The 20,686-nt window shown below is 57.2% G+C and carries 20 protein-coding genes; 11 read left to right on the top strand and 9 right to left on the bottom strand.

What is annotated here, in order from left to right:
* The first annotated feature begins 1 nt into the window (after nucleotide 1).
* A complete protein-coding gene (locus GRI35_RS01550) occupies nucleotides 2-1,174 on the top strand; it encodes a hypothetical protein (RefSeq protein WP_160612392.1) in 1,173 nt (390 codons plus the stop codon).
* On the opposite strand, the gene fabI is transcribed toward GRI35_RS01550, so the two are convergent.
* The 3 genes from fabI to GRI35_RS01535 are packed head-to-tail and all read right to left on the bottom strand — an operon-like array spanning nucleotide 1,175 to nucleotide 3,956.
* Nucleotides 1,175-1,978 (bottom strand): enoyl-ACP reductase FabI, encoded by an 804-nt coding sequence (gene fabI / locus GRI35_RS01545; RefSeq protein WP_160612391.1) that lies wholly within the window; start codon nucleotides 1,976-1,978, stop codon nucleotides 1,175-1,177.
* On the bottom strand, nucleotides 1,975-2,991 hold the full coding sequence (locus GRI35_RS01540) for a YihY/virulence factor BrkB family protein (protein ID WP_202390480.1): 1,017 nt from the start codon (nucleotides 2,989-2,991) through the stop codon (nucleotides 1,975-1,977). Before GRI35_RS01540 ends, fabI begins: the two co-directional genes overlap by 4 nt.
* Nucleotides 2,988-3,956, bottom strand: a complete 969-nt coding sequence (locus GRI35_RS01535) for a DnaJ C-terminal domain-containing protein (RefSeq protein WP_160612390.1) — start codon at nucleotides 3,954-3,956, stop codon at nucleotides 2,988-2,990. The genes GRI35_RS01540 and GRI35_RS01535 overlap by 4 nt, the downstream gene beginning before the upstream one ends.
* 200 nt (nucleotides 3,957-4,156) lie before the next feature.
* Here GRI35_RS01535 and pdxH point away from each other — a divergent pair, with 200 nt between their 5' ends.
* From pdxH to GRI35_RS01520, 3 genes are read left to right on the top strand one after another with little or no spacing between them, the layout of a single operon-like run.
* Nucleotides 4,157-4,759, top strand: coding sequence for a pyridoxamine 5'-phosphate oxidase (gene pdxH, locus GRI35_RS01530; protein WP_160612389.1), 603 nt, complete (start codon nucleotides 4,157-4,159; stop codon nucleotides 4,757-4,759).
* Complete coding sequence (locus GRI35_RS01525) at nucleotides 4,756-5,697, top strand: cation diffusion facilitator family transporter (protein WP_160612388.1); 942 nt, start codon at nucleotides 4,756-4,758, stop codon at nucleotides 5,695-5,697. Before pdxH ends, GRI35_RS01525 begins: the two co-directional genes overlap by 4 nt.
* The gene (locus GRI35_RS01520) at nucleotides 5,697-6,509 is read left to right on the top strand and encodes a PhzF family phenazine biosynthesis protein (RefSeq protein ID WP_160612387.1); all 813 of its coding nucleotides are present in this window, start codon (nucleotides 5,697-5,699) and stop codon (nucleotides 6,507-6,509) included. Before GRI35_RS01525 ends, GRI35_RS01520 begins: the two co-directional genes overlap by 1 nt.
* Here GRI35_RS01520 and GRI35_RS01515 read toward each other — a convergent pair.
* Complete coding sequence (locus tag GRI35_RS01515; protein ID WP_235900093.1) at nucleotides 6,494-7,630, bottom strand: serine hydrolase domain-containing protein; 1,137 nt, start codon at nucleotides 7,628-7,630, stop codon at nucleotides 6,494-6,496. The genes GRI35_RS01520 and GRI35_RS01515 overlap by 16 nt on opposite strands.
* Before the next feature lie 35 nt (nucleotides 7,631-7,665).
* Here GRI35_RS01515 and GRI35_RS01510 point away from each other — a divergent pair, with 35 nt between their 5' ends.
* Nucleotides 7,666-8,013 carry a hypothetical protein gene (locus GRI35_RS01510; RefSeq protein WP_160612386.1) on the top strand — a complete coding sequence of 116 codons (348 nt, stop codon included), beginning with the start codon at nucleotides 7,666-7,668 and terminating at the stop codon, nucleotides 8,011-8,013.
* A gap of 6 nt (nucleotides 8,014-8,019) precedes the next feature.
* Here the strand turns inward: GRI35_RS01510 and mnmA are convergent, their stop codons facing one another.
* Nucleotides 8,020-9,165 carry a tRNA 2-thiouridine(34) synthase MnmA gene (gene mnmA, locus GRI35_RS01505; RefSeq protein ID WP_160612385.1) on the bottom strand — a complete coding sequence of 382 codons (1,146 nt, stop codon included), beginning with the start codon at nucleotides 9,163-9,165 and terminating at the stop codon, nucleotides 8,020-8,022.
* Nucleotides 9,166-9,313: 148 nt separating this feature from the next.
* On the opposite strand from mnmA, the gene GRI35_RS01500 reads away from it, so the two are divergent.
* From GRI35_RS01500 to GRI35_RS01475, 6 genes are all read left to right on the top strand, one after another.
* Nucleotides 9,314-9,616, top strand: coding sequence for a hypothetical protein (locus tag GRI35_RS01500; RefSeq protein WP_160612384.1), 303 nt, complete (start codon nucleotides 9,314-9,316; stop codon nucleotides 9,614-9,616).
* Nucleotides 9,616-9,915 (top strand): CtrA inhibitor SciP, encoded by a 300-nt coding sequence (gene sciP, locus GRI35_RS01495; RefSeq protein WP_160605021.1) that lies wholly within the window; start codon nucleotides 9,616-9,618, stop codon nucleotides 9,913-9,915. The genes GRI35_RS01500 and sciP overlap by 1 nt, the downstream gene beginning before the upstream one ends.
* Before the next feature lie 170 nt (nucleotides 9,916-10,085).
* Nucleotides 10,086-10,349 carry a GlsB/YeaQ/YmgE family stress response membrane protein gene (locus GRI35_RS01490; protein ID WP_160614684.1) on the top strand — a complete coding sequence of 88 codons (264 nt, stop codon included), beginning with the start codon at nucleotides 10,086-10,088 and terminating at the stop codon, nucleotides 10,347-10,349.
* Between the two features lie 253 nt (nucleotides 10,350-10,602).
* A complete protein-coding gene (locus GRI35_RS01485; RefSeq protein ID WP_160612383.1) occupies nucleotides 10,603-11,799 on the top strand; it encodes an efflux RND transporter periplasmic adaptor subunit in 1,197 nt (398 codons plus the stop codon).
* A 5-nt stretch (nucleotides 11,800-11,804) separates the two neighbouring features.
* On the top strand, nucleotides 11,805-15,458 hold the full coding sequence (locus GRI35_RS01480) for an efflux RND transporter permease subunit (protein WP_160612382.1): 3,654 nt from the start codon (nucleotides 11,805-11,807) through the stop codon (nucleotides 15,456-15,458).
* A gap of 58 nt (nucleotides 15,459-15,516) precedes the next feature.
* Nucleotides 15,517-16,791, top strand: a complete 1,275-nt coding sequence (locus tag GRI35_RS01475) for a DUF445 domain-containing protein (protein WP_235900092.1) — start codon at nucleotides 15,517-15,519, stop codon at nucleotides 16,789-16,791.
* Between the two features lie 300 nt (nucleotides 16,792-17,091).
* On the opposite strand, the gene GRI35_RS01470 is transcribed toward GRI35_RS01475, so the two are convergent.
* The 4 genes from GRI35_RS01470 to GRI35_RS01455 all read right to left on the bottom strand — a co-directional run bounded on the left by GRI35_RS01470 (nucleotide 17,092) and on the right by GRI35_RS01455 (nucleotide 20,618).
* Nucleotides 17,092-17,895 (bottom strand): energy transducer TonB, encoded by an 804-nt coding sequence (locus GRI35_RS01470; protein ID WP_160612381.1) that lies wholly within the window; start codon nucleotides 17,893-17,895, stop codon nucleotides 17,092-17,094.
* A 132-nt stretch (nucleotides 17,896-18,027) separates the two neighbouring features.
* The gene (locus GRI35_RS01465; RefSeq protein ID WP_160612380.1) at nucleotides 18,028-18,903 is read right to left on the bottom strand and encodes an energy transducer TonB; all 876 of its coding nucleotides are present in this window, start codon (nucleotides 18,901-18,903) and stop codon (nucleotides 18,028-18,030) included.
* 39 nt (nucleotides 18,904-18,942) lie between these two features.
* On the bottom strand, nucleotides 18,943-19,872 hold the full coding sequence (locus tag GRI35_RS01460) for an electron transfer flavoprotein subunit alpha/FixB family protein (protein ID WP_160612379.1): 930 nt from the start codon (nucleotides 19,870-19,872) through the stop codon (nucleotides 18,943-18,945).
* Nucleotides 19,872-20,618 carry an electron transfer flavoprotein subunit beta/FixA family protein gene (locus GRI35_RS01455; protein ID WP_160612378.1) on the bottom strand — a complete coding sequence of 249 codons (747 nt, stop codon included), beginning with the start codon at nucleotides 20,616-20,618 and terminating at the stop codon, nucleotides 19,872-19,874. The genes GRI35_RS01460 and GRI35_RS01455 overlap by 1 nt, the downstream gene beginning before the upstream one ends.
* Nucleotides 20,619-20,686: the final 68 nt, after the last annotated feature.

Below are 20,686 nucleotides of genomic sequence, written 5' to 3'. Positions count from 1 at the left end.
GATGGTACTGCGGCCGGGTCGCTTGATCCTAGTGTCCGTGATTGCGTTGGTGCTCGCTGCACTCGCGTTTTTGCAGGCAAGCAGCAGCGTTCTGACGCGCAAGCAGCCAGCACTTGCCACGCAACTTTTTCCGCTCAACGGGTTGGCGTGGGAGCAGATGGCCTCGCGCGAATTTATGAGTGGCGTCACTGAAGAGGCGGACATCGTGCCATCGGCCCAGAGCGCGGCCGATACAGCGCGCAGAGCCTTCGCCCTTGATCCGCTGGCTCCCAAAGCCTTCGCGGTCTTGGCTTTTGCCGAAGGTGCGGGAGAAACACGGCAGGAAGTACTGGGCGCGGCGCTGGAAATCAACCGCCGCGATCTACTCTTGCAGGGCTTGGTTCTCGAAGGCGAAGTCGCGCGCAAGGACTACGAAGGCACGCTGGCAACGCTCAGCAGCATTCTACGAGTCCATCCCGAACAGAAAACGAATTTCTTTCCTGTGCTCATGCAAGCTCTGGCTGATGATGCCGCATTGCCGGCTCTCGCGGGTATCTTGGACCGTAGCGAAGAATGGCATGACGACTTTCTCGGATCGGCCGCGCGCAATCCTGCGGTCACGGCCAATCTTGCCACATTGCGTCTTTCGCGCGGGGCTGTGGATCCTGATATCGACCGGCGCCTGATAGAGGGGCTATTGGCTGCGGGGGACGTCGGGAAAGCGCGCAATATTTATGTTGCTGCAAGCAACACTGCCGAAACAAATGCGCGAACACCCTCACCGATAGATTGGCGGAAGGATTTTCCGCCATTTGACTGGAAACTGGCCGACGAAGCCGGTTTCCGCGCGCAATTGGCGAAAAACCAAACCGATCTGGAATTATTTGTGCGTGGTGGACAGGGCGGCCCTATTGCGGAGCGTCTTATCGCGGTGCCATTGAGCGGTTTCACGGTGACGGTTGAGCACCAATTGGGCCCGCCAGAACAGGTAAAGGATGTCCGCTTGCAAGTGCGCTGTTTTGGAGATGAAGAGCCGTTCTATGATGAGCCGTTCCGGATTCGCCGTCACAGTTTTCGGATTTCCAATGTCCCTGCCCGGTGTGATTTCGTGACGCTGACTATCCACGCGCGGGCTTGGACGGGGCGCTCGGCAATCCGCGGAACGCTCAGTCGACTTGCGATCGGGCCGAACTAATTAGTCCAACGCTATATCCGGAGCGTCTTCCTGTTTCATCCCGACGATATGATAGCCGGCATCTACGTGATGGGTTTCGCCGGTTACGCCGGATGAGAGGTCCGACAGGAAATACAGTCCGGACCCACCGACATCGTCAATTGTCACATTGCGGCGCAGCGGTGAATTGAGCTCGTTCCATTTTAGAATATAGCGGAAATCGCCAATTCCGCTGGCTGCAAGCGTCTTGATCGGTCCGGCTGAAATCGCATTCACGCGGATATTCTGCGGTCCGAGATCATTGGCGAGATATTGCACGCTGGTTTCAAGCGCAGCTTTCGCCACGCCCATAACATTGTAATGCGGGATCACTTTCTCTGCGCCGTAATAGGTGAGCGTCACGATCGAGCCGCCATTGGGCATCATTTCCGCTGCACGCTTGGCCACGGCCACCAGGCTGTAGGCAGAAATATTCATTGTCATCAGGAAATTGTCGAGGCTGGTGTCGACATACTTGCCGCGCAGTTCATTTTTGTCGGAAAAGCCGATGGCGTGGACCACGAAGTCGATCGTGTCCCAGCGGCTCTTGAGCGTGTCGAACGCTGCATCCAGTGCGTCCATTTCCGATACATCGCATTCGAAGGTGAAGTCCGAATCCAGCTTCTCTGCGAGCGGCTTCACACGCTTGGCAAGGGCGTCGCCTTGATAGGTAAAGGCCAGTTCCGCACCTTGTTCGCGGAGCTGTTTGGCGATTCCCCAAGCGAGCGATTTGTCATTGGCAAGCCCCATAATCAGGCCGCGCTTTCCCGCCATCAATCCGCTCATTCCGTATCACCTTCTTTTGTTTCCGTAACGGCATCGACCGCTGTATCGTCTTCAGAAGGTTCCGCCAATGCCGCATTGAGCTCTGCGCCCACGACCATCCCGAGACCGACAAGCCAAAAGAAGAAAAGCGCGATCATGATCCCGGCCAAGCTGCCATAGGTCAGATCATACGCAAAAAACTGCTTCAGCACTGGTGGCAGCGCGATCGTAACCCCGACCCACCATAGTGTGACCACTACCGCTCCGGGCCATTTGGGATAACGCCGTCCGCGATACGCTTCGGGCGTCAATGTGATGAACAACAGGAAGATCGAGCCGTACAAACCCAGTGCGGGGATAATGCGCGATATCGACAATTGATCAACGGCGTCGTTGAGCAAAGGCAAATAGGCAGAAATGACCTGCTGCGCAGTACCAATCAGAAACTGCGCAATCAGTGACAGCATCAGCAAAACTACGGCAGCCATGATGATGCCGAAGGACAACAGCCGGTAGCGCCAGAAGGCCAAAGTTGCCTCCGTACCGTAGGCGCGCCGCAATATATCGCGAATTGTTTCGACCAGGCTGGAAACCGTCCACAAGCCAACCGCACCGCCAATCCACAACAGCCAGCCGCTGCGCGCATTCACTACATCGCGCGCTACGGGTTCGATCACATTGCCTACCACTGGCGGGAGCGCAAACAGGATCGCTTCGACAGTGGCGGCTCGCTCGCTTTCCTCCCCAATGGCGGAGAAAATTGCCGCGCCCAGAATGAAGAAGGGGAAGAGTGCAAGCATGGCCATATACGCAAGATTGCCGGCGTGGATGAACCCGTCATTCCACGCGCCCGAAGCGGTGCGCTTGACGACTTCAAATGCTCGCGTGCCCGGGCCAACGGTTTGCTGAAGCCCATCGCGCAACACATCACGCTTTCGCCGCCGCGCCTCGGGCGTCAGAGACGATTTAATACGTTCGTCAGCATGCGGAAATTCGCTGATGCCAAGACCCCTCGAAAGCCACGGCTGGGTCAAATGCCCATTTTGCCGCGCGGATTACTGTCATCTTGCCAACCATCGAGGCGCTTGGCCAGTGCCGGCAAATCTTTCGGCAAAATGATCGCCAGCGTAACAAGTTGATCGCCGCGCTGGCCGTTCTTTTTAGAGAAGCCTTTGCCTTTCAGCCGCAGTACGGAGCCGCCATTGGTGCCTGGCTTCAATGTCATCATGACCGGGCCGTCGACGGTCGGAACCTTCACTTTCGCGCCATCGACCGCCTCGTTAAGCGTGATGGGCAGATCCATCCGCACATCATCGCCATCGCGCCGGAAATAAGCATGCTTGTCGATAGAGATCGTGACGAGACCATCACCAGGGCCCCCTGGGCCTTTCTCGCCCTTGCCTTTGAGCCGCATCTGCGTGCCATCTTCGACACCGGCAGGCAATTTCAAGTCGATGGTCTTGCCATCGGCTAGCGTAATGCGCTGATCGGCGCGACTGGCAGCTTCGGCGAACGGCACGCGCAAGCGGTAAGGGATGTCTGCACCTTTACGTGGCGGTGGAGACGGGCCGCGTCCGAAGCCGGAGGGTCCGCGCCCGGCACTTGTCGGGCCGCCGCGCGATCCGCCCATGCCGCCGCCGAACAGCCCTTCGAATATATCACCCAGATCAACACCTTCGGGTTGCATGTTTTCGAAATCTCGCGCGCTGAAACCTCCTTGGTGAGACCTACCGCCCCCACCGAACCCGCCGCCCATACCTCCGAAGGGATTCGTCGGATTGCCATCGGCATCAATCTCGCCCCGGTCGAACTGCGCGCGCTTGTCTTTGTCGGACAGCAGATCATAGGCCTGTGTCGCGGCCGAAAAGCGCTCGGTCGCTTTGGGATTATCTTTGTTCTTGTCCGGGTGCAGCTCTTTGGCGAGCTTGCGATAGGCGCTCTTGATATCCTTCTCGGACGCACTGCGCGAAATACCCAGAGTTGTATATGGATCGGCCATGCGTGTTAGCTAGGTGCTACAGTCACTTGGTGCAAGCGGATTGGCTTTCCTACTTTTGCCAAGCGGCGTAAAGCGCGGACGTGACCAATCGCCGCGCACCACTTCCATACCGCTCCAATCTGCGGGCCGATCCTCTCGTCGGGCCGGAAACTATTGATTAGGACCCTGTTCCATGTGTTCCATATCCTCAGGAAAACACCATGAAAGCTGAACAAAGTGCGATCCCGCAATCCGATCCGTTTGCTCTTTTTGACATATGGTTCAGTGAGGCACGTACAAGCGAACCCAATGATTCGAACGCCATGGCGCTGGCCACGGCGACATCCGATGCTGCACCGTCAGTGCGGATGGTGCTTCTCAAAGGGCACGGCCCTGGAGGCTTCACATTTTACACAAATGCCCACAGCCGCAAGGGCGGTGAGATTCGCGCCAATGCGCAGGCGGCGTTGCTATTCCATTGGAAATCGCTCCGGCGCCAAATCCGCATCGAAGGGCCGTTGGAAGAAGTGAGCGCAGAGGTCGCCGACGCTTATTTCCACAGCCGGTCACGCGATTCGCAATTGGGTGCGGTCGCATCCGATCAATCACGCCCGCTGCCCGGGCGCGCAACCTTTGTCGAGCGCTTCAAAGAAGCTGAGGAACGCTTCGCTGGCGGTCAGGTCGAACGGCCACCGCACTGGACGGGCTTTACTGTGAAGCCGGTGGCCTTCGAGTTCTGGCTTGATCGCCCAAATCGCCTGCATGATCGCCGCCGGTTCGAGCGCGACGGAGACGGCTGGCGCGATACATTGCTTTACCCATGAGTGAAACGGCCGCCCGACGCACTTATCTGACCAAGAGTGCGGCTTTCGCTTCCATAGCCGTCGCGATTTTTCTGGTCGGATTGAAGCTATGGGCCAGTATCGAGACGGGTTCGACCGCGATGCTGGGCAGCCTTGCTGATAGTGCGCTCGATATGGTGGCCAGCTTGGCGACGCTGATCGGCGTCTGGATTGCGGCCCAACCTGCCGATGAGAATCACCGCTTCGGGCACGGCAAAGCCGAGTCGTTGTCCGCCATGTTTCAAGTGATGCTGATCGCTCTGTCTGCAGCCGCGATTGCGTTTCGCGCGGCCGTGCGCCTTGCTGAGGGCGGGCGAACCAGTGCGGCTGCCGAAGGTATCGGCGTCTCGGTGATCGCAATAATTGCGACACTCGCCCTGCTTGCGTGGCAGCGCTATGTTATCGAACGCACTGGTTCGGTCGCGATCGGCGCCGATCATATGCACTACCAATCGGATTTGTTGCTCAATCTGGCGGTCATCGCGGCACTGGTGCTGGATCAATTCGCGGGTTTTGCGGAGGCGGATCCGGTGTTCGGCCTAGCCATCGCCGCCTGGCTTTTATGGGGGGCATGGCGCGCGGCGAGCGAAGCGGTCGACAATCTGATGGACCGTGAATGGCCGGAGGAAAAGCGATTGCGCTTTGTGGAGCTCGCGGCGAAACATCCCGAGCTCAGCAATCTCCACGATTTGCGCACACGAGCCAGTGGGACGCGAGATTTCGTGCAGTTCCATGTCGATCTCCCTGGCTCGATGACCGTCGAAGAAGCGCATGACATTATTGAACGCGTGGAAGAGGATCTTGGCAGCCATTTCCCGAATATGGAGCTATTGATCCATATCGATCCCGAGGGTCATGTCGATGAGCCGGGCAATTCGCTTGTCGAAAAGGACGAGTTCGAGAAACTGGAGAAAGACTGATGGTCTCCCCACCAGCAACAGCCGTACCTTATTACCATGTCGATGCTTTCGCTGATCGCCCGTTTGTCGGAAATCAGGCGGCGGTGATGATTCTCGACGAGTGGCTGCCCGATGATGTGCTTGTTGAAATCGGCGGCGAGAATATGTTCGCCGAGACAGCCTTCGTGGTGAAAGACGAAACCGGAGAGGCAGACTGGGAATTGCGCTGGTGCACGCCGACATATGAGATAGCCCTTTGCGGCCACGCCACGCTTGCCAGCGGCCATGTGTTGCTCAGTCGGGATGGCGGAGACCACATTACTTTCCGTACCAGAAAAGCAGGCATTCTTGAGGTTCGAAGAGAGGGCGAGGATTACGAAGTCGGGCTGCCCGCAATCGAGACCGCGCCGGAACCCTATCCCGAAGCGGTCGCATTGCTTGGTGCAGAGCCAGTCTTGGTCCACCGCAATGATACGCTTTACAATATCTTCCTGTTCGAAAATGCAGAGCAGGTCCGGGCGCTCGATCCCGATCTTCGCGCACTCGGCGAATTCGGTGTCGAACAGTTCGCCTGCACCGCACCGGGCGGGGATACCGATGTCATCAGCCGTGTATTCGTGCCGGGCGCTGGCGTCGATGAAGATAGCGTAACCGGCTCTGCGCATGCCGCGCTGACGCCATTCTGGGCGGAGCGGTTGGGGCGCAATAGCTTTTCCGCCTATCAAGCCTCCCGGCGCGGCGGCTATCTCAATTGCCGACTCGATGGAGACCGGGTCTGGCTGGGCGGCAAATGCACCACGGTGGTCGAAGGGACGTTTTATGTTTCGGGATAAAGTTCGACCACATCGAGCAGGTCTTGCAGCATCCGCTTGCGGTCCTCGGCGCTTGAATGGCCGAGCCTGACCACCGTCAGCTTCTGCTCCGGGGAGACCAGGACATACTGCCCCATATGGCCGATCGCAGCAAACATCGTATCTGGGCCGCGATCCTGCAATTTCTCGTCACGATCCAGACCCGATTCCTTATTGAGCCATGTTTGCGCGCCATAGAAGCCCGAGCGCGGACTGGGCGTCGTCATGAAAGTGATCCATTTGCGCGGGATCAGTTGTGATCCACGGTAAGATCCTTTGTTGCGCAGAAACTCCCCGAACTTTCCCCAATCGCGGGCTGTCGCATGCATCAGACTGCCACCGATCAATGTCCCGTTCGCATCATATTCGGGAACCATCGAATCCATATCAAGCGGACCGAACAGGCGTGTGCGCAGAAACGTATCGACCGCTTCGCGGCGTGTGTCCGGGTCGGTACTTTTGGTGAGCACGCGCGCGGCGATGTCTGCCAAGATCACGGTTGTATTGCTTGAATATTCGAACTTCGCGCCCGGCTCTGCCTCGAGCGGCTGCGAGGTGGCCCAATCAGCCATATCATCGCGCCCCTCGCGGAATAGCATCTGCACTTCGGCCGAATCATATGGCGGATCGCCTGCTTCGGTATGGCGCAGGCCAGAGCGCATCTGGAGCAATTGTCGCAAAGTGATCTCTCCGCGTGGATCACCGGTCTGGCTCCAGCGTGGTTCGGGAACCGATTCGTCGAGCCGGAGGCGGCCATCGGCAACCAGCATTCCGATCATCACAGCGGTGACGGTCTTGGCCATCGACCAGCTGACGAAGCGGGTATCCGCATTATAGCCATCGGCATAACGCTCTGCCACGATCATGCCGCCATGCATGACAAGCAACGCGCGGGTATCGCCCAATTCTTCTTTGACAAACAGGTCATCGATCGCGCGCACGAGTTGATCCTTCGGCGCACCAGCGTTGTCTGCGACGGCGTTTAAGGCGTCTTCCGATAGCGGCCGTTCAACAGGTGGTGCATCCGAACATGCGGTAAGGCTTGGCATCAGGCCAATGCTCGCGATAAGGGCTATGGTTCGAAACATTGTGCGTTCAGTCATGGGCGCATCACTCGCGCACGGGAAATCACTTGGCAATGGCAAAATCAACGGCACGATCGACGAGGAAATCGCGCCGTTGGCCGTGGATGCTGGTGTTTCTCGCAATCCTATTGGCGGGAGTTGCCTGGTTCTACCGCACACCGATTACAGGTTATGCCGGGGCGGGTGCCGCCTATTCAGCGCGGGTGGCGTGTTCTTGCCGCTTCGTCGCGGGCCGCAGTCTGGATGATTGCAAGAAAGACCAATTGCCGGGCATGGAATTCGTTACGCTCAAAGAAGATGTCGATGCCAAGAGCGTCACCGCGCGGTTTCCGCTTATCGTTTCAGAGACCGCAACCTACCGTGAGGGTTATGGCTGCGTGATGGAGAAATGGCGCGACTGATCGGACTCAGCCGGTTCCATCAATCCAGCCGCCGCCGACAACTCGTTCGCCGGCGTAAATTACTGCGGCCTGCCCCGGAGCCACACCAAATTCAGGCTGCTCGAAGCGGATTGTGGTCGCGGCTCCGCCGCCTAGTGGTCCCTCCAAAGTGATCGGTACCGGCTTTGAGAGAGACCGCACCTTTGCGGTAAGCGGCGTGTCAGGGAGCGGACCAATGCGATTCGTTTCGATAATCTGTGCGGCATGGACCGCGAGCATGATTTTGGGCCCGACATGGACTTCAGCCTTTTCGGCGTCGAGGCCCACCACATAAAGCGGCTCAGGCAACCCGCCGATTTCCAGACCGCGTCGCTGACCGACCGTGTAGTGGATGACACCCTTGTGGCGGCCCAGCTCCTCACCCGTCTGCGCGTGAACAATCGCGCCCGGTTTGCCGCCTTCGGGGCGCAAAGAGCGAACGATTTTGGCGTAGTCGCCATCGGGGACGAAGCAGATATCCTGACTGTCGGGTTTCGCTGCGTTACGTAATCCCGCTTGCTCGGCCAGTTCGCGCACGACAGTCTTGGGCAGTCCGCCCAATGGATAGCGGATATAGTCGAGCTGCTCTTCAGTAGTGGCATATAGGAAGTAGGATTGGTCGCGTGCAGGATCGATAGCGCGATGCAGCTCTGGACCAGCCGGACCCGTAATCCGCCGGACATAATGACCGGTCGCAAGGCAGTCTGCGCCCAGCTCTTTCGCCATGCGCAGCAGGTCGGTGAATTTCGGCCCCATATTGCAGCGTATGCACGGGACAGGGGTGCGACCTGCCAGATAGTCATCGGCAAACTGCTCGACTACATCTTCCCGAAACGCGCTTTCGTGATCGAACACATAATGCGCAATCCCGAGCCGGTCGGAAACCGCGCGTGCATCGCTGATATCGTCGCCCGCGCAGCAAGCGCCTTTGCGGCCTGTCGCAGCGCCATAATCATAAAGCTGCAACGTGATGCCGATCACTTCCGCGCCGGTCGAGGCGGCGAGCGCGGCGACGACGGACGAATCGACGCCGCCCGACATCGCGACAACGATCCGGCTGTCCTTTGCCGGGCGAGTCAGATCGAATAATCCTGCGGTATCCAAGGCGGGGTCAAAGAGGGTAGTCGCATCCATGTGCGGCCCCATACACTGGAGATGCGCTGCCTACTAGAGCCAGTTGCGAGCGCCTGGAAGCGGCGCATTTACTTTGTCTTCGGTAATCCTAACCAGCGGTAAAGCCGGACTTTACCTGTTCTTGACTATAGCGCCCTAGAGGGGAGTGATGTTCGAAGGAAACTTAACCGATACCGGCTTTACCAAGGCTGCAGAAAGCCCAGTATTACAGCCGCTTGAGTGGCCGGTGCTGGTCGCTCGTTTGGCGGCAGCGCGCGACCTGCGCGGCGTCTTTGCGCGGCGCAAGATGTCCGGCGGAGGAAACTTCGCGAGCTTTTCGACCGAGCAATCGGCAAACCTTAATGAAATCGGCTTTGGCATTAACCCTGATACTTTAGCCGATTGCAAAACCCACGAGGCAAAGATGTCTCCAGCCGCACAGGATGCGGAAACAGGCGACAGAGAGTTGTAATGATCGAGAACCAGAAAATCCGTCCAGACAAGGTTATCGGCCCCCTCGGGGAGCCGCTCTCGATCGACGATCTGCCTCCTCCGGAGACGAAACGCTGGGTCGTGCGCCGCAAGGCGGAAGTGGTTGCGGCCGTTAATGGCGGCCTACTTACGATCGACGAAGTGCTCGAGCGCTATACTCTCACGCTCGAAGAATTCGCTTCTTGGCAGCGTGCAGTGGATCGTTCGGGTATGCAGGGCCTGCGCGTTACGCGTATCCAGCACTACCGCGATCTTTACGAGCGCCAGTTGAAATATTGATCCGTATTCCGCGGGCCAGAATTTGGCCAATCACATCCGACCGATTGGCTAAACCAGACAAAATCCCTATCAAGATCTCCGTTCCCCGCAAAAATGCTAGGGAACCGCTTTGCCATGTCATCCGTTAGCGGTTGTAAGCAAAGCAGAATAAACAGGAGGAATTCGTTATGATAGGTTGGATTATTGCACTGATCGTTGGTGGTGTGGCCGGCTGGCTCGCAAGCATGGTTATGAACCGTGACGCATCGATGGGCATTTTTTGGAACATCGTCGTTGGTTGCGTAGGTTCGGTGATTGGTAATCTGATCGCGAACCAATTCGGCATCGTCGGAAGCGTGAAAGAATTCTCACTTACAGGCTTGGTCGTAGCTGTGGTCGGCGCAATCGTGTTGCTAGGCATTGTAAATCTCGTCCAGCGTGGACGCGTTCGCTAAGGTCTGGCGTCAAACGAGTTTGAAAGGGCGGGGAGCTTCGGTTTCCCCGCCCTTTTTGCATCTGGGGAAAGTGCTATACCCCGAATCCGACAGTTCGTCGGCCCGAGACGTCACCCGTCGAGCGTTTCATTGCCCTGCGTTGCACGGCAGGTCTAAGGTTTTAACACGCAAGATCACGCAAGATATTGCATGTGGTGATATATGCGTGTAACACACCTGCAATTCAAAGCGGTATGGGCGATCGGGATAGATAATGAATTACGAAACTACCGTGCAGGCCGATGGTGGCGAATACTCCAGCAATAAGCTTGATGTTGATGTTCCGACTACGCAGGGGCGTCGCAAGCTCTGGACCGTGATTGGCATTCTGATCGCTGCGGTCGCTGCGGCTGCGCTGGCCTATTTTCTGGTGACCGGCGGCACAACAGAAGTTGCCGATGACCGTGAGGAGCAAGGGGCCTCGATCACCGTTGTGTCTCCGGGACAGGCCACTATCGCTGGTGAGATTGTCGCGACCGGCACTCTGGCTGCGCGGCGGGAGCTGCCCGTCGGTGTCGATGGTGCGGGCGGTAAGGTTGTCGCGGTTTATGTCGATGCAGGTTCGTGGGTGCGGCAGGGACAGCCTCTCGCAGCGATCGACCGTTCGGTTCAAAATCAGCAGGCAGCGAGTGCGGCCGCTTCGGTCGAAGTGGCTGACTCTGATGCTCGGCTGGCGCAGGCCAATTTGGACCGCGCTCTCCAGCTCGTCGAGCGCGGCTTTATCAGCAAGGCGGATGTAGACCGCTTGACTGCAACCCGCGACCGCGCTGTTGCGCAAGTCAAAGTAGCTCAGGCGCAGCTTAATCAAATTCGCGCAAGCAATAGCAGATTGACGATAACCGCTCCTGCGTCAGGCCTCGTCCTCGAACGCAATACCGAGCCGGGGCAAGTGGTTAGCGCCGGATCGGGCGCGTTGTTCCGGATCGCCAAAGGCGGCGAAATGGAATTGATGGCACGGGTTAGCGAAACCGATCTAGCCAAGCTTTCGGTCGGCGTGGAGGCGCGAATTGTCCCAGTCGGCAGCGAGAAAACCTTCGCGGGGCAAGTGTGGCAAGTCTCTCCTACGATCAATCCGCAAGATCGGCAGGGGATCGCCCGCATCGCTTTGCCTTACGCGCCCGAACTTCGCCCCGGCGGCTTCGCCAGCGCGACGATTTCCAGTGGTACCGTCGTCGCCACTGTGCTCCCCGAATCCGCGATCCTTTCTGATAGCGATGGCTCGTACGTTTACGTCATCGATTCGGATAACAAGGCGCGCAGGCAGCCCGTTAAAACCGGCCTTGTTACGAACAATGGTATTGCGGTGACCGAAGGCCTCGATGGAACCGAAGCTATCGTCGAAAGAGCTGGCGGCTTCCTGACGCCTGGCGAAACAGTCAGGCCTAAAAGAGCCGACCAAGGCGAAGGCTGAGCTTTATGAACTTCCAGAACATATCCGCATGGTCGATCAGAAACCCGGTTATTCCGCTGGTCTTCTTCGTTGCGATCACTTTTGCTGGCATCCTCAGCTTCTACAATATGGATGTGGTCAACAATCCGGATATCGAATTTCCTGCGGTTAATGTTTCGATTTCGCAGCCCGGCGCTGCACCTACCGAGATCGAGAACCAGATTACCCAGCGCGTCGAATCAGCAGTGCGGTCGATCAACGGGGTGAAAAATCTCAACTCCAGCGCGCGTGAAGGCAGTTCCAACACATTCATCGAGTTCGAGATCGGCACTGATCCCAATGATGCAGTGGCCGAAGTCAAAAACGCTGTCGATACGATCCGCGGCAGTCTGCCAGACGGGATTCTCGAGCCGCGCGTGAGCAAGGAAGAAATTGCTGGCGGCTTTCTTGGCATTTATGCGGTTGAAGCCGATGATATGACAATCGAGCAGCTAAGCTGGTTCATCGACGATTCGATCGCCAAGCGTTTGCTGTCGATTGAAGGAATGGCCGAGGCCGGCCGCTTCGGCGGTGTGAACCGCGAGATCGAGGTCATCCTCGACCCCGCAAAAATGCAGGCACTCGGTGTAACTGCCAGCCAGATCAACCAATTGCTGCGGGTAGATAATCTCGATGCGGCGGGCGGCATGACCGAAGTAGGCGGCACTCGCCAATCGGTACGCGTGCTTGGTAATACGGATAGCGCGTTCGACCTGTCGCAAAAGCAAATCCGCCTTGGTGCAGGGCGCACGGTAAAGTTGAGCGATGTTGCGACAGTGCGCGATGGCTACAGCGAACGCACATCGATCAGCAAAGTGCGCGACAAGGAAGTTGTAAACTTCTTCATGTCCCGCGCAAAAGGCGCATCGGACGTGACAACGTTCGATCAAGCGAAAGAAATCATTGCCGAGATCGAGGCGGAAAATGAAGGTGTGACTTTCATCCCGCTGTTCAACACGGTCAAATATACTGAAGAACAATATTCCAGTTCGATGGCGGCCATGGTCGAGGGTGCGCTCCTTGCCGTGGTGGTGGTCTTCTTCTTCCTGCGCGATTGGCGCGCGACGATCATTTCGGCGGTTGCGATCCCGCTATCCGCGATACCTACCTTCTGGTTCATGGACTTGCTCGGGTTCAATCTGAACCAGCTATCCTTGCTGGCGCTGGGTCTTGTGGCCGGGGTGCTGGTGGACGATGCGATTGTGGAAATCGAGAACATCGTCCGGCATATGCGAATGGGAAAATCCGCTTATCAAGCCTCTATCGATGCTGCTGACGAGATCGGTCTGCCGGTTGTGGCGACATCGTTCTGTATTGTCGCGGTATTCCTGCCCGTTGGTTTGATGCCGGGAATTTCCGGCCAGTTCTTCAAGAACTTCGGGATTACCGTGGTGATAGCCGTGCTGATGAGCCTTGCGGTCGCGCGGATGATCACGCCGATGCTCGCTGCCTATTTCCTGAAAGCGAAAGGTCATGCCAATCACGGTGAAGGCCCGTGGATGGACCGCTATATGCGTGTGCTGCGCTGGTCGCTGGATCGTTCAGGAATGCACCGCATTCGTGACGGCCTAAACCTGGAAGAGCGGACCGGCTTTTTCTTGATTACGTTGATCATATTGGGAGTCTGCGCTGTCCTCGCTCTTCTTGTGGGCGGAGTTTTGGCTGTGCTCGGCGGCGGCGTTGAGGTGCTGATCCCGTTTGTGGCGGTAGCCGCCGGGATACTGGTACTAAGCTTGCTGTTCTTATTGCTGCGAATCGTTGCAAGCGACCGGTTTTTCTACATTGTTTCAGCCTTTTTGACTTTGCTCATTCTGATGATCGTGCCCGGGGCCTTGGTGTTTATCACGCATGGCGCTCTGTCGGAAATTGGTGTGCCCGACGTGCTTGCGACTGCGGTTACCGACGATAAAGCCAGTACGCTATGGCTACTGATTGATCGGCCGCTTGAAATTCTCCAATTCGCACTCGTATTCGGGTTGGGTTTCCTATCGGTCCTCGCGGTTCTCGGCTTTTTCGGGCTGCTGACGCGGATGTTTGGCCGCGTCGCCGGTCAATCGTGGCAGTATTTGAGAGCGCGTTTCCACGACCACCGCGTGTGGATGGTCGGCATCGGCTACTTCTCGCTCTTGTTCACTGTATTGCTGTTTGGTCTGGTCCCGGCGCAGTTCCAGCCAACGACCGATAGCGATAACAGCCAGATCACCATCGAGATGGTTCCGGGCACTACGTTGGCCGCGACCGAGCGTGTCTCGCGTCAGGTTGCTGATATCCTGTATGAGCAGCCCGAAGTCGAGCGTGCGCTTGAACGCGTGAGAGAAGGTGACGTTAGAATTTACATCACTCTCAGCGATGACCGCGAAAAGACGTCGGTCGAGTTCGAGCGTGACCTTGCGCCGCAGCTCGCGACCATTCCGGACGCCCGTATTCGCTTCCAGTCGCAATCTGGCGGTTTCGGCAGCGGCCGCGATCTGACAGTAATGCTCGCCGGCTCCGATCCCGAACTGCTGGAAAGCACGGCCGCGACGCTGGTCGAGCAGATGAAGGGCATTGATGATCTCGTCGCGCCGCGGATCAATGCGGATATGAACCGGCCCGAACTGATCATTACTCCGCGTCCCGATCTGGCGGCAGAGCTGGGTGTGACAACTGCCGCGCTCAGCCAGACTATCCGGATCGCGACTATGGGTGAGATCGAGCAGAACGCGGCGCGCTTCTCGCTGTCTGACCGGCAGATTCCGATCCGCGTAAAGCTGCCCACCGACTCGCGCAGCGATCTGAACACGATTGCCAATTTGCCAGTTCAGACGGCCAATGGTGGTTCGGTGCCGCTTGAGCGTGTGGCTGAAATCAGTTTCGGCTCCGGCCCGACAGTGATCCAGCGCTATAATCAGAACCGCCGCATTCTGGTCGGTGCCGACTTTGCCCAAGGGGTCGTCGCAGGCACTGCGCAGGCACAAGTCGATGAATTGCCGGTTCTGCAAGATCTACCGCAGGGCGTAATCCGTGATGCGGTTGGCGACCAGGCTTGGCAGCAGGAGTTGCAGGACAGCCTGTTCGTGGCGATCATAGCAGGCTTTCTGTTGGTGTTTGCGGTACTTGTGCTGCTCTATAAGCGTTTGATGTCGCCTTTGGTGAACATGACGTCGCTGCTGCTGGCTCCGCTGGGCGGGATATTCCTGATCTGGATAGTCGGGCAAGCGCAATCGATGCCGGTCTATATCGGTATTCTGCTACTGCTTGGTATTGTCTCGAAGAACTCGATTCTGCTGATCGATTTCGCAATTGAAGCGATGGCAGCGGGTGAAGAGAAGCTCAGCGCCATTATCGATGCTGGTCATAAACGTGCGCAACCGATTGTCATGACAACCGTGGCGATGACCGCAGGCATGGTGCCGATTGCGTTCTCCGGCCTGCTTGGTTCTGGCGATGGCGCATGGCGCGCGCCAATGGGAACGATGGTGATAGGCGGACTGATCATGTCGACCGTGCTCACGCTGCTTATCGTGCCCGCGGGCTTCAGCCTTGCCGATGGCATCGAAAAGCGGATGGGTCCTTGGATGCGCCAGCGTTTCCTGACTTACCGGCCCGGTGACGAAGGCAAAGGTGCCGACCCTGCGCCAGAGACTGTTCCTGCCGAATAAGGATCCCACCGCTGCAGAGACTGTGAAGGACGGCCGTGCTGCGCTAAGGCGGCCTGCTATGAGCAACCTCGCGCCCTCTTCCTCATTGGCACCACTGCCGCCGGATACAGCAAAACGCATGCGGATTACCGCAACGCTGATGCTGGTGCTGATGGCGGGATTGTTCATCCTTTCGCGGCAATATCTCGATCTGCATCCGGCTTGGGGTTATCTCCATGCCTTTGCGGAGGCAGCGATGGTTGGCGGACTGGCAGACTGGTTCGCGGTGACGGCCCTGTTCCGCCATCCGATGGGCATCCCGATACCGCACACGGCGATTATTCCGGAGAATAAGGACCGTATCGCCGACACAATGGCGCAATTTCTGCGGACGAACTTCCTGATACCCTCGGTCGTTGCGCGGCGGATGCAGAATATGAATATGGCACGCGCGGTCGGCGGCTTTCTGGCGGAGCCGACCCAAGGCTCGCAATCGCGGATCGGGTCGGGGGCGGCGGAGCTGCTCGCAGGCGTGCTGGAGTCGCTCGATCCCGACAAGCTGGGCGGGCAAGTCAAAGCTGGCCTGAAGTCGCAAGCCAAGAAGATCGAGATTTCGCCGCTGCTGGGGCAGATGCTCTCCACTGCGATCGCCGATAAACGGCATCTTCCCTTGATCGATGCGATCATCCGCTGGTCGGGTCTGACGCTCGAAGACAATGAGGAGATGGTTCGCCAGATGATCAGCGAGCGGGCTAACGGTATCATCCGCTGGACCGGTCTCGACGGACGGTTGTCGGCATCGGTTCTCGACGGTCTCTACAAACTTTTGGCTGAGGTGCTGGTCGATCCAGAGCACCCTCTGCGTGACAAGATCCAAGAGGGTCTCGACCAATTGGCGCACGATCTGGTGCATGATCCGAAGATGCGTGCTCGTGTCGAGCGTATGAAAGATGATGTGCTGGAGAATGAGGCCGTTGCGCGTTGGTGGGAAGGCGTGTGGGAACGGATGCGCGCGGGGATGATCCGAATGGCGCGCAACCCCGATACCGTCCTCGGCGGCCAACTCGGTAGTAGCCTTGGTGAGTTGGGCGATGCTCTGCGGGAAGACACCCAGCTGCAAACGCAAGTGAACCGCTTTGCTCGCCGTACAGCTGTGGGCGTTGCGACGCGTTACGGCGATCAGATCGTCCAGCTGGTGTCAGAAACAGTGCGCCGCTGGGATGCTCGCACGCTGACTGACCGGATCGAGAATGCCGTGGGGCGCGACCTGCAATTCATCCGTATCAACGGTACCTTCGTAGGCGGGCTAGTTGGAATGACCATCCATTTTCTGGATGGACTGTTTTACGGCTAGCGCTGCAGCAAGAGCCTCTAGCCGAGGGTGCTGAAAACTCAGGGCTGCTATCTGCCACTATTGAAGGACTATCTTTGTGTGTCGTGCGCTCGATATAGAAGCTACGCTCGGCTCGCCTGTAACCCATCACCTGCATGATACGGCAACAATCATCGGCACAACCCTTGTTCCAACGCGAAGAGGGCTCAGAACGAGAGGTTTATTACTCTTGTCTGGTTGACGCTGCGGCAGGCAGGAGAGCGATGCTACCTTGAGCGGTAGCCGGGCACAATGTTGGCAATCTTTTGAACGGGATCGTTTCTAATCCGGTATCTGGAAAAGTATCCTACTCGACCAAGGGTCGGGAACCGGCTGGCCATCCTTGTTACGCGCTGGTGTGAAACGCGCCGTTCTCAGCAATTTCAAACAGACCGACTCGTCGAATTTCTGGGGGCGCGTTGAATTGGTAATCTCGCAGAAATTCGGCGTGCCCGTGTCGTCGACAATCAACGAAAATTCGACCAGTGCGTTCTCGCCCTTGAAAAACAATTCCCCGGGGAAATCCCCCTTTTTGAACCATTTACCTGGGCTTATCGTCGGTTCGGCGTGGACCGAATATTCATTATGCGCCGGAGTAAATTTCGCGAACTTATCTTTGATGCACTTGTTTAGTGATACCACAGCTTTATCCATCGGGCCGACCACCAGTGCAAATGGTGTTGCGGGCACCAGTTTGATGGTCATGTATCGTATTGCACCCAAGCGGCTTGGATCGAGGGGGTCGGGGATGAATGTGCCGTTCCCTTCATTGATATGCGGAGCAAGGGTTGTCCCGTAAACTTTGACTTCGGGCTGCCCGCTTGCCGATTTGCCCAGCGTAAATTCGCGGTAGTTGTTTGCCTCACTCGGACCGAAAGCAAACCTGATCCATCTGCCCATGGGCTGGTCAACCAGCGCACCGGATATTGTCAGATTGAAATTGGTGTGGCCTAGGCCTTGCTCCAAAGAGAGCGCGGTAACGTCTTCCCCTGTGCCGAATGTGCGCTGGATACGGCATCGGTCGGGCTCTGCTTCGAGCTGCCAATCAGTCGATGGCTCCAATGTTTTTAGTTGAAGCTGCGCCACCGCAGGTGAAGCCGAGAGCGCAGCTAGAACACATGCTGCCCACAAAGGGAATACTCTAAAATACACAATATTAATCTATCACTCAGGATTGGTACAAACAAGTTCAATTTATTCGAGCTTGATATGCATGACCTATCGCATCTCGAAACGGACTATACTGGTATAATAGGATCGCGTGGGCTTACCATCCCAGTCCAATGCTGGCTTAAAGCGGGCATTTTTGCGCATAGCAAGACACACCGAATCGTCGAACATTTGCGGCACGGATGCCTGTTCGATCACACAGAAGCTTGGCTTGCCGTTTTCACCGACGGTTAGTCTGAACTGGATTAGGCCGCCCTGTTGCCTATTGAGCATTAAAGCGGGGTAATCTTTAGGTGTAAGCCAAGCCTTTCCCTCGGATATGACTTCCGGAGGCCTCGATAGCCTAAGCCGTGACGGTACTAATTCTTCAGTTAGTTTTGCGCCGCACTCAGAAAGTAGCTTCATCGGCTCAAGCATGCTTCCAAGCGCAACGCGAAATCGCTTCAGCCCGGCGCGTTCGACTTCTAGGTACTCCATTGACGAAAGGCGTGCCTCGCCGACGTTATCTTTGGCGTATTTTCCTTCATCTACGGTAACCGCCGGGGCAAAATCAGCGCCATACATGACCACGACCGGCCGCCCTGTGTTGGTCTTCGCGGTGATGTAGCTTCGGCCAATCGGCTTTTCATCCGGCCCGAAACGCAGGCTGATCAGATCACCTATCGGACTTGCGACGGCCTGCCCCGATATAGTCAGATTGAAAGTCGGTTCGTTGCCGCCCTTTTCGAAAGTGATCCGAGTAAGGTCTTCCCCGCTGCCGAACGCCCTTGTCAGGCGGCAGCGATCCGGCTTCTTGCTGACTTTCCAATCAGTCGTTGGCGCGAATGTAGTGGGTCCGTCTTGGGCAATCGCGGGCGCAGAAATGGAAAGTCCGGCACCCGCCAGAAGGCAGAGGCCGGACTTGAGAATAGTGTGAACTTTCATACCGCTAGCCTAAGCAAGCGGATGCAATCCCGCAAGGTGTCAGAGCTTGCTGGTCAGTTCCGGCACCGCATTAAACAGGTCCGCAACCAGGCCGATGTCTGCAACTTGGAAGATCGGAGCGTCTTCATCCTTATTAATCGCTATGATCACTTTGGAATCTTTCATACCGGCCAAGTGCTGGATTGCGCCTGAAATACCGATCGCGATATAGACTTCCGGAGCGACGATCTTGCCAGTTTGACCGACCTGATAATCATTCGGGACATAGCCCGCATCAACTGCCGCACGCGAAGCACCGATACCGGCGCCCAGCTTGTCGGCGAGGGGTGTGATGTACTCCTCGAATGTCGCCGAGTCTTTCAGTGCGCGGCCACCAGAGACGATGATCTTTGCGCTGGTCAGCTCCGGGCGCTCGCTCTTAGCGATTTCTGCGCTGACGAAGCTTGAAATACCCGCATCGCCGGGGCCGGAAACGGCTTCGACGGTGCCTGAACCGCCTTCGGGCGAAGCCTTGTCGAAGGCGGTGCCCCGTACAGTAATAACCAGCTTGGCATCGCTGCTTTCAACAGTGGCGATTGCGTTGCCGGCATATATCGGACGGGTGAAAGCCTTGCCGCCTTCGACCGAAATAATGTCCGAAATCTGCATGACGTCGAGCAGTGCAGCAACCCGTGGCGCAATGTTCTTGCCGGTGGTTGTGGCAGGCGCGAGGAATGCGTCATGGTCGGCCATCAGGCCAGCGGCCAGCGGTGCCACGTTCTCGGCAAGCTGATGTTCGTAAGCGGCATCGTCCGCGAGGTGGACTTTGCCCACACCAGCGATTTTCGCAGCGTCATCAGCAACCGAGGCGCAGCCCGAGCCGGCAACCAGCAAATGCACTTCGCCCAGTTTGGAAGCTGCGGTTACGACGGCGAGCGTGGCGTCTTTGACCGACGCATTATCATGTTCAACGAGGACTAGAGTTTTCATTATGCAACTCCCAGTGCTTTAAGCTTGGCGACCAGCGCATCAACATCTTCAACCTTTTCACCGGCTTGGCGAACCGGCGGCTCACTGACATTAGTGGTGGTGAGGCGCGGCGCGATGTCGACACCGAAATCTGCAGGCGTCTTGGTGTCGAGCGGTTTCTTCTTGGCCTTCATAATGTTCGGTAGCGACGCATAGCGCGGCTCGTTCAAACGAAGGTCGGTTGTGACGATGGCGGGCATAGTCAGCTTGACAGTTTCTAGGCCGCCGTCGATCTCACGCTTAACAGTGACGCTGTCACCATCGACTTCGACGGTGTTGGCGAAAGTACCTTGCGGGCGCTCCATCAATGCAGCGAGCATCTGGCCCGTCTGGTTGCTGTCGTCAGAAATGGATTGTTTGCCGAGCATCACGAGGCCGGGATTTTCCTCTGCCGCGATGGCTTTGAGGATCTTCGCAACAGCTAGCGGCTCAACTTCTTCGTCCGTCTCGACGAGGATCGCACGGTCTGCGCCCATAGCGAGCGCGGTGCGGAGCGTTTCCTGTGCTTTCGCTGGACCGACTGATACGGCTATGATCTCTTCGGCTTTGCCCGCTTCTTTCAGGCGGATCGCTTCTTCAACAGCGATTTCGTCGAACGGATTCATGCTCATTTTGACGTTCGCCAGATCAACGCCGCTACCATCGGCTTTGACCCGCGGTTTGACGTTGTAATCAATCACCCTTTTGACGGGTACGAGGATTTTCATGAGATACCTTTCCTCTCGTGGAATTTCTGCGCGACGCCTACCTTGCGTTTACGTAAACGTCAAGCCAG

Source organism: Pontixanthobacter aestiaquae (genome assembly GCF_009827455.1).
GTDB lineage: Bacteria > Pseudomonadota > Alphaproteobacteria > Sphingomonadales > Sphingomonadaceae > Pontixanthobacter > Pontixanthobacter aestiaquae.
The sequence above is the reverse complement of the archived record's forward strand: the minus strand, read 5'-3'. Positions and strand labels throughout refer to the sequence as shown.

Excerpts from the sequence above, each read along its gene's own strand:
- GRI35_RS01550 (WP_160612392.1), top strand. The coding sequence starts at position 2 with ATGGTACTGCGGCCGGGTCGCTTGATCCTAGTGTCCGTGATTGCGTTG.
- fabI (WP_160612391.1), bottom strand. The coding sequence starts at position 1,978 with ATGAGCGGATTGATGGCGGGAAAGCGCGGCCTGATTATGGGGCTTGCC.
- GRI35_RS01535 (WP_160612390.1), bottom strand. The coding sequence starts at position 3,956 with ATGGCCGATCCATATACAACTCTGGGTATTTCGCGCAGTGCGTCCGAG.
- pdxH (WP_160612389.1), top strand. The coding sequence starts at position 4,157 with ATGAAAGCTGAACAAAGTGCGATCCCGCAATCCGATCCGTTTGCTCTT.
- GRI35_RS01525 (WP_160612388.1), top strand. The coding sequence starts at position 4,756 with ATGAGTGAAACGGCCGCCCGACGCACTTATCTGACCAAGAGTGCGGCT.
- GRI35_RS01520 (WP_160612387.1), top strand. The coding sequence starts at position 5,697 with ATGGTCTCCCCACCAGCAACAGCCGTACCTTATTACCATGTCGATGCT.
- GRI35_RS01515 (WP_235900093.1), bottom strand. The coding sequence starts at position 7,630 with ATGACTGAACGCACAATGTTTCGAACCATAGCCCTTATCGCGAGCATT.
- GRI35_RS01510 (WP_160612386.1), top strand. The coding sequence starts at position 7,666 with ATGGCAAAATCAACGGCACGATCGACGAGGAAATCGCGCCGTTGGCCG.
- mnmA (WP_160612385.1), bottom strand. The coding sequence starts at position 9,165 with ATGGATGCGACTACCCTCTTTGACCCCGCCTTGGATACCGCAGGATTA.
- GRI35_RS01500 (WP_160612384.1), top strand. The coding sequence starts at position 9,314 with ATGTTCGAAGGAAACTTAACCGATACCGGCTTTACCAAGGCTGCAGAA.
- sciP (WP_160605021.1), top strand. The coding sequence starts at position 9,616 with ATGATCGAGAACCAGAAAATCCGTCCAGACAAGGTTATCGGCCCCCTC.
- GRI35_RS01485 (WP_160612383.1), top strand. The coding sequence starts at position 10,603 with ATGAATTACGAAACTACCGTGCAGGCCGATGGTGGCGAATACTCCAGC.
- GRI35_RS01480 (WP_160612382.1), top strand. The coding sequence starts at position 11,805 with ATGAACTTCCAGAACATATCCGCATGGTCGATCAGAAACCCGGTTATT.
- GRI35_RS01475 (WP_235900092.1), top strand. The coding sequence starts at position 15,517 with ATGAGCAACCTCGCGCCCTCTTCCTCATTGGCACCACTGCCGCCGGAT.
- GRI35_RS01465 (WP_160612380.1), bottom strand. The coding sequence starts at position 18,903 with ATGAAAGTTCACACTATTCTCAAGTCCGGCCTCTGCCTTCTGGCGGGT.
- GRI35_RS01460 (WP_160612379.1), bottom strand. The coding sequence starts at position 19,872 with ATGAAAACTCTAGTCCTCGTTGAACATGATAATGCGTCGGTCAAAGAC.
- GRI35_RS01455 (WP_160612378.1), bottom strand. The coding sequence starts at position 20,618 with ATGAAAATCCTCGTACCCGTCAAAAGGGTGATTGATTACAACGTCAAA.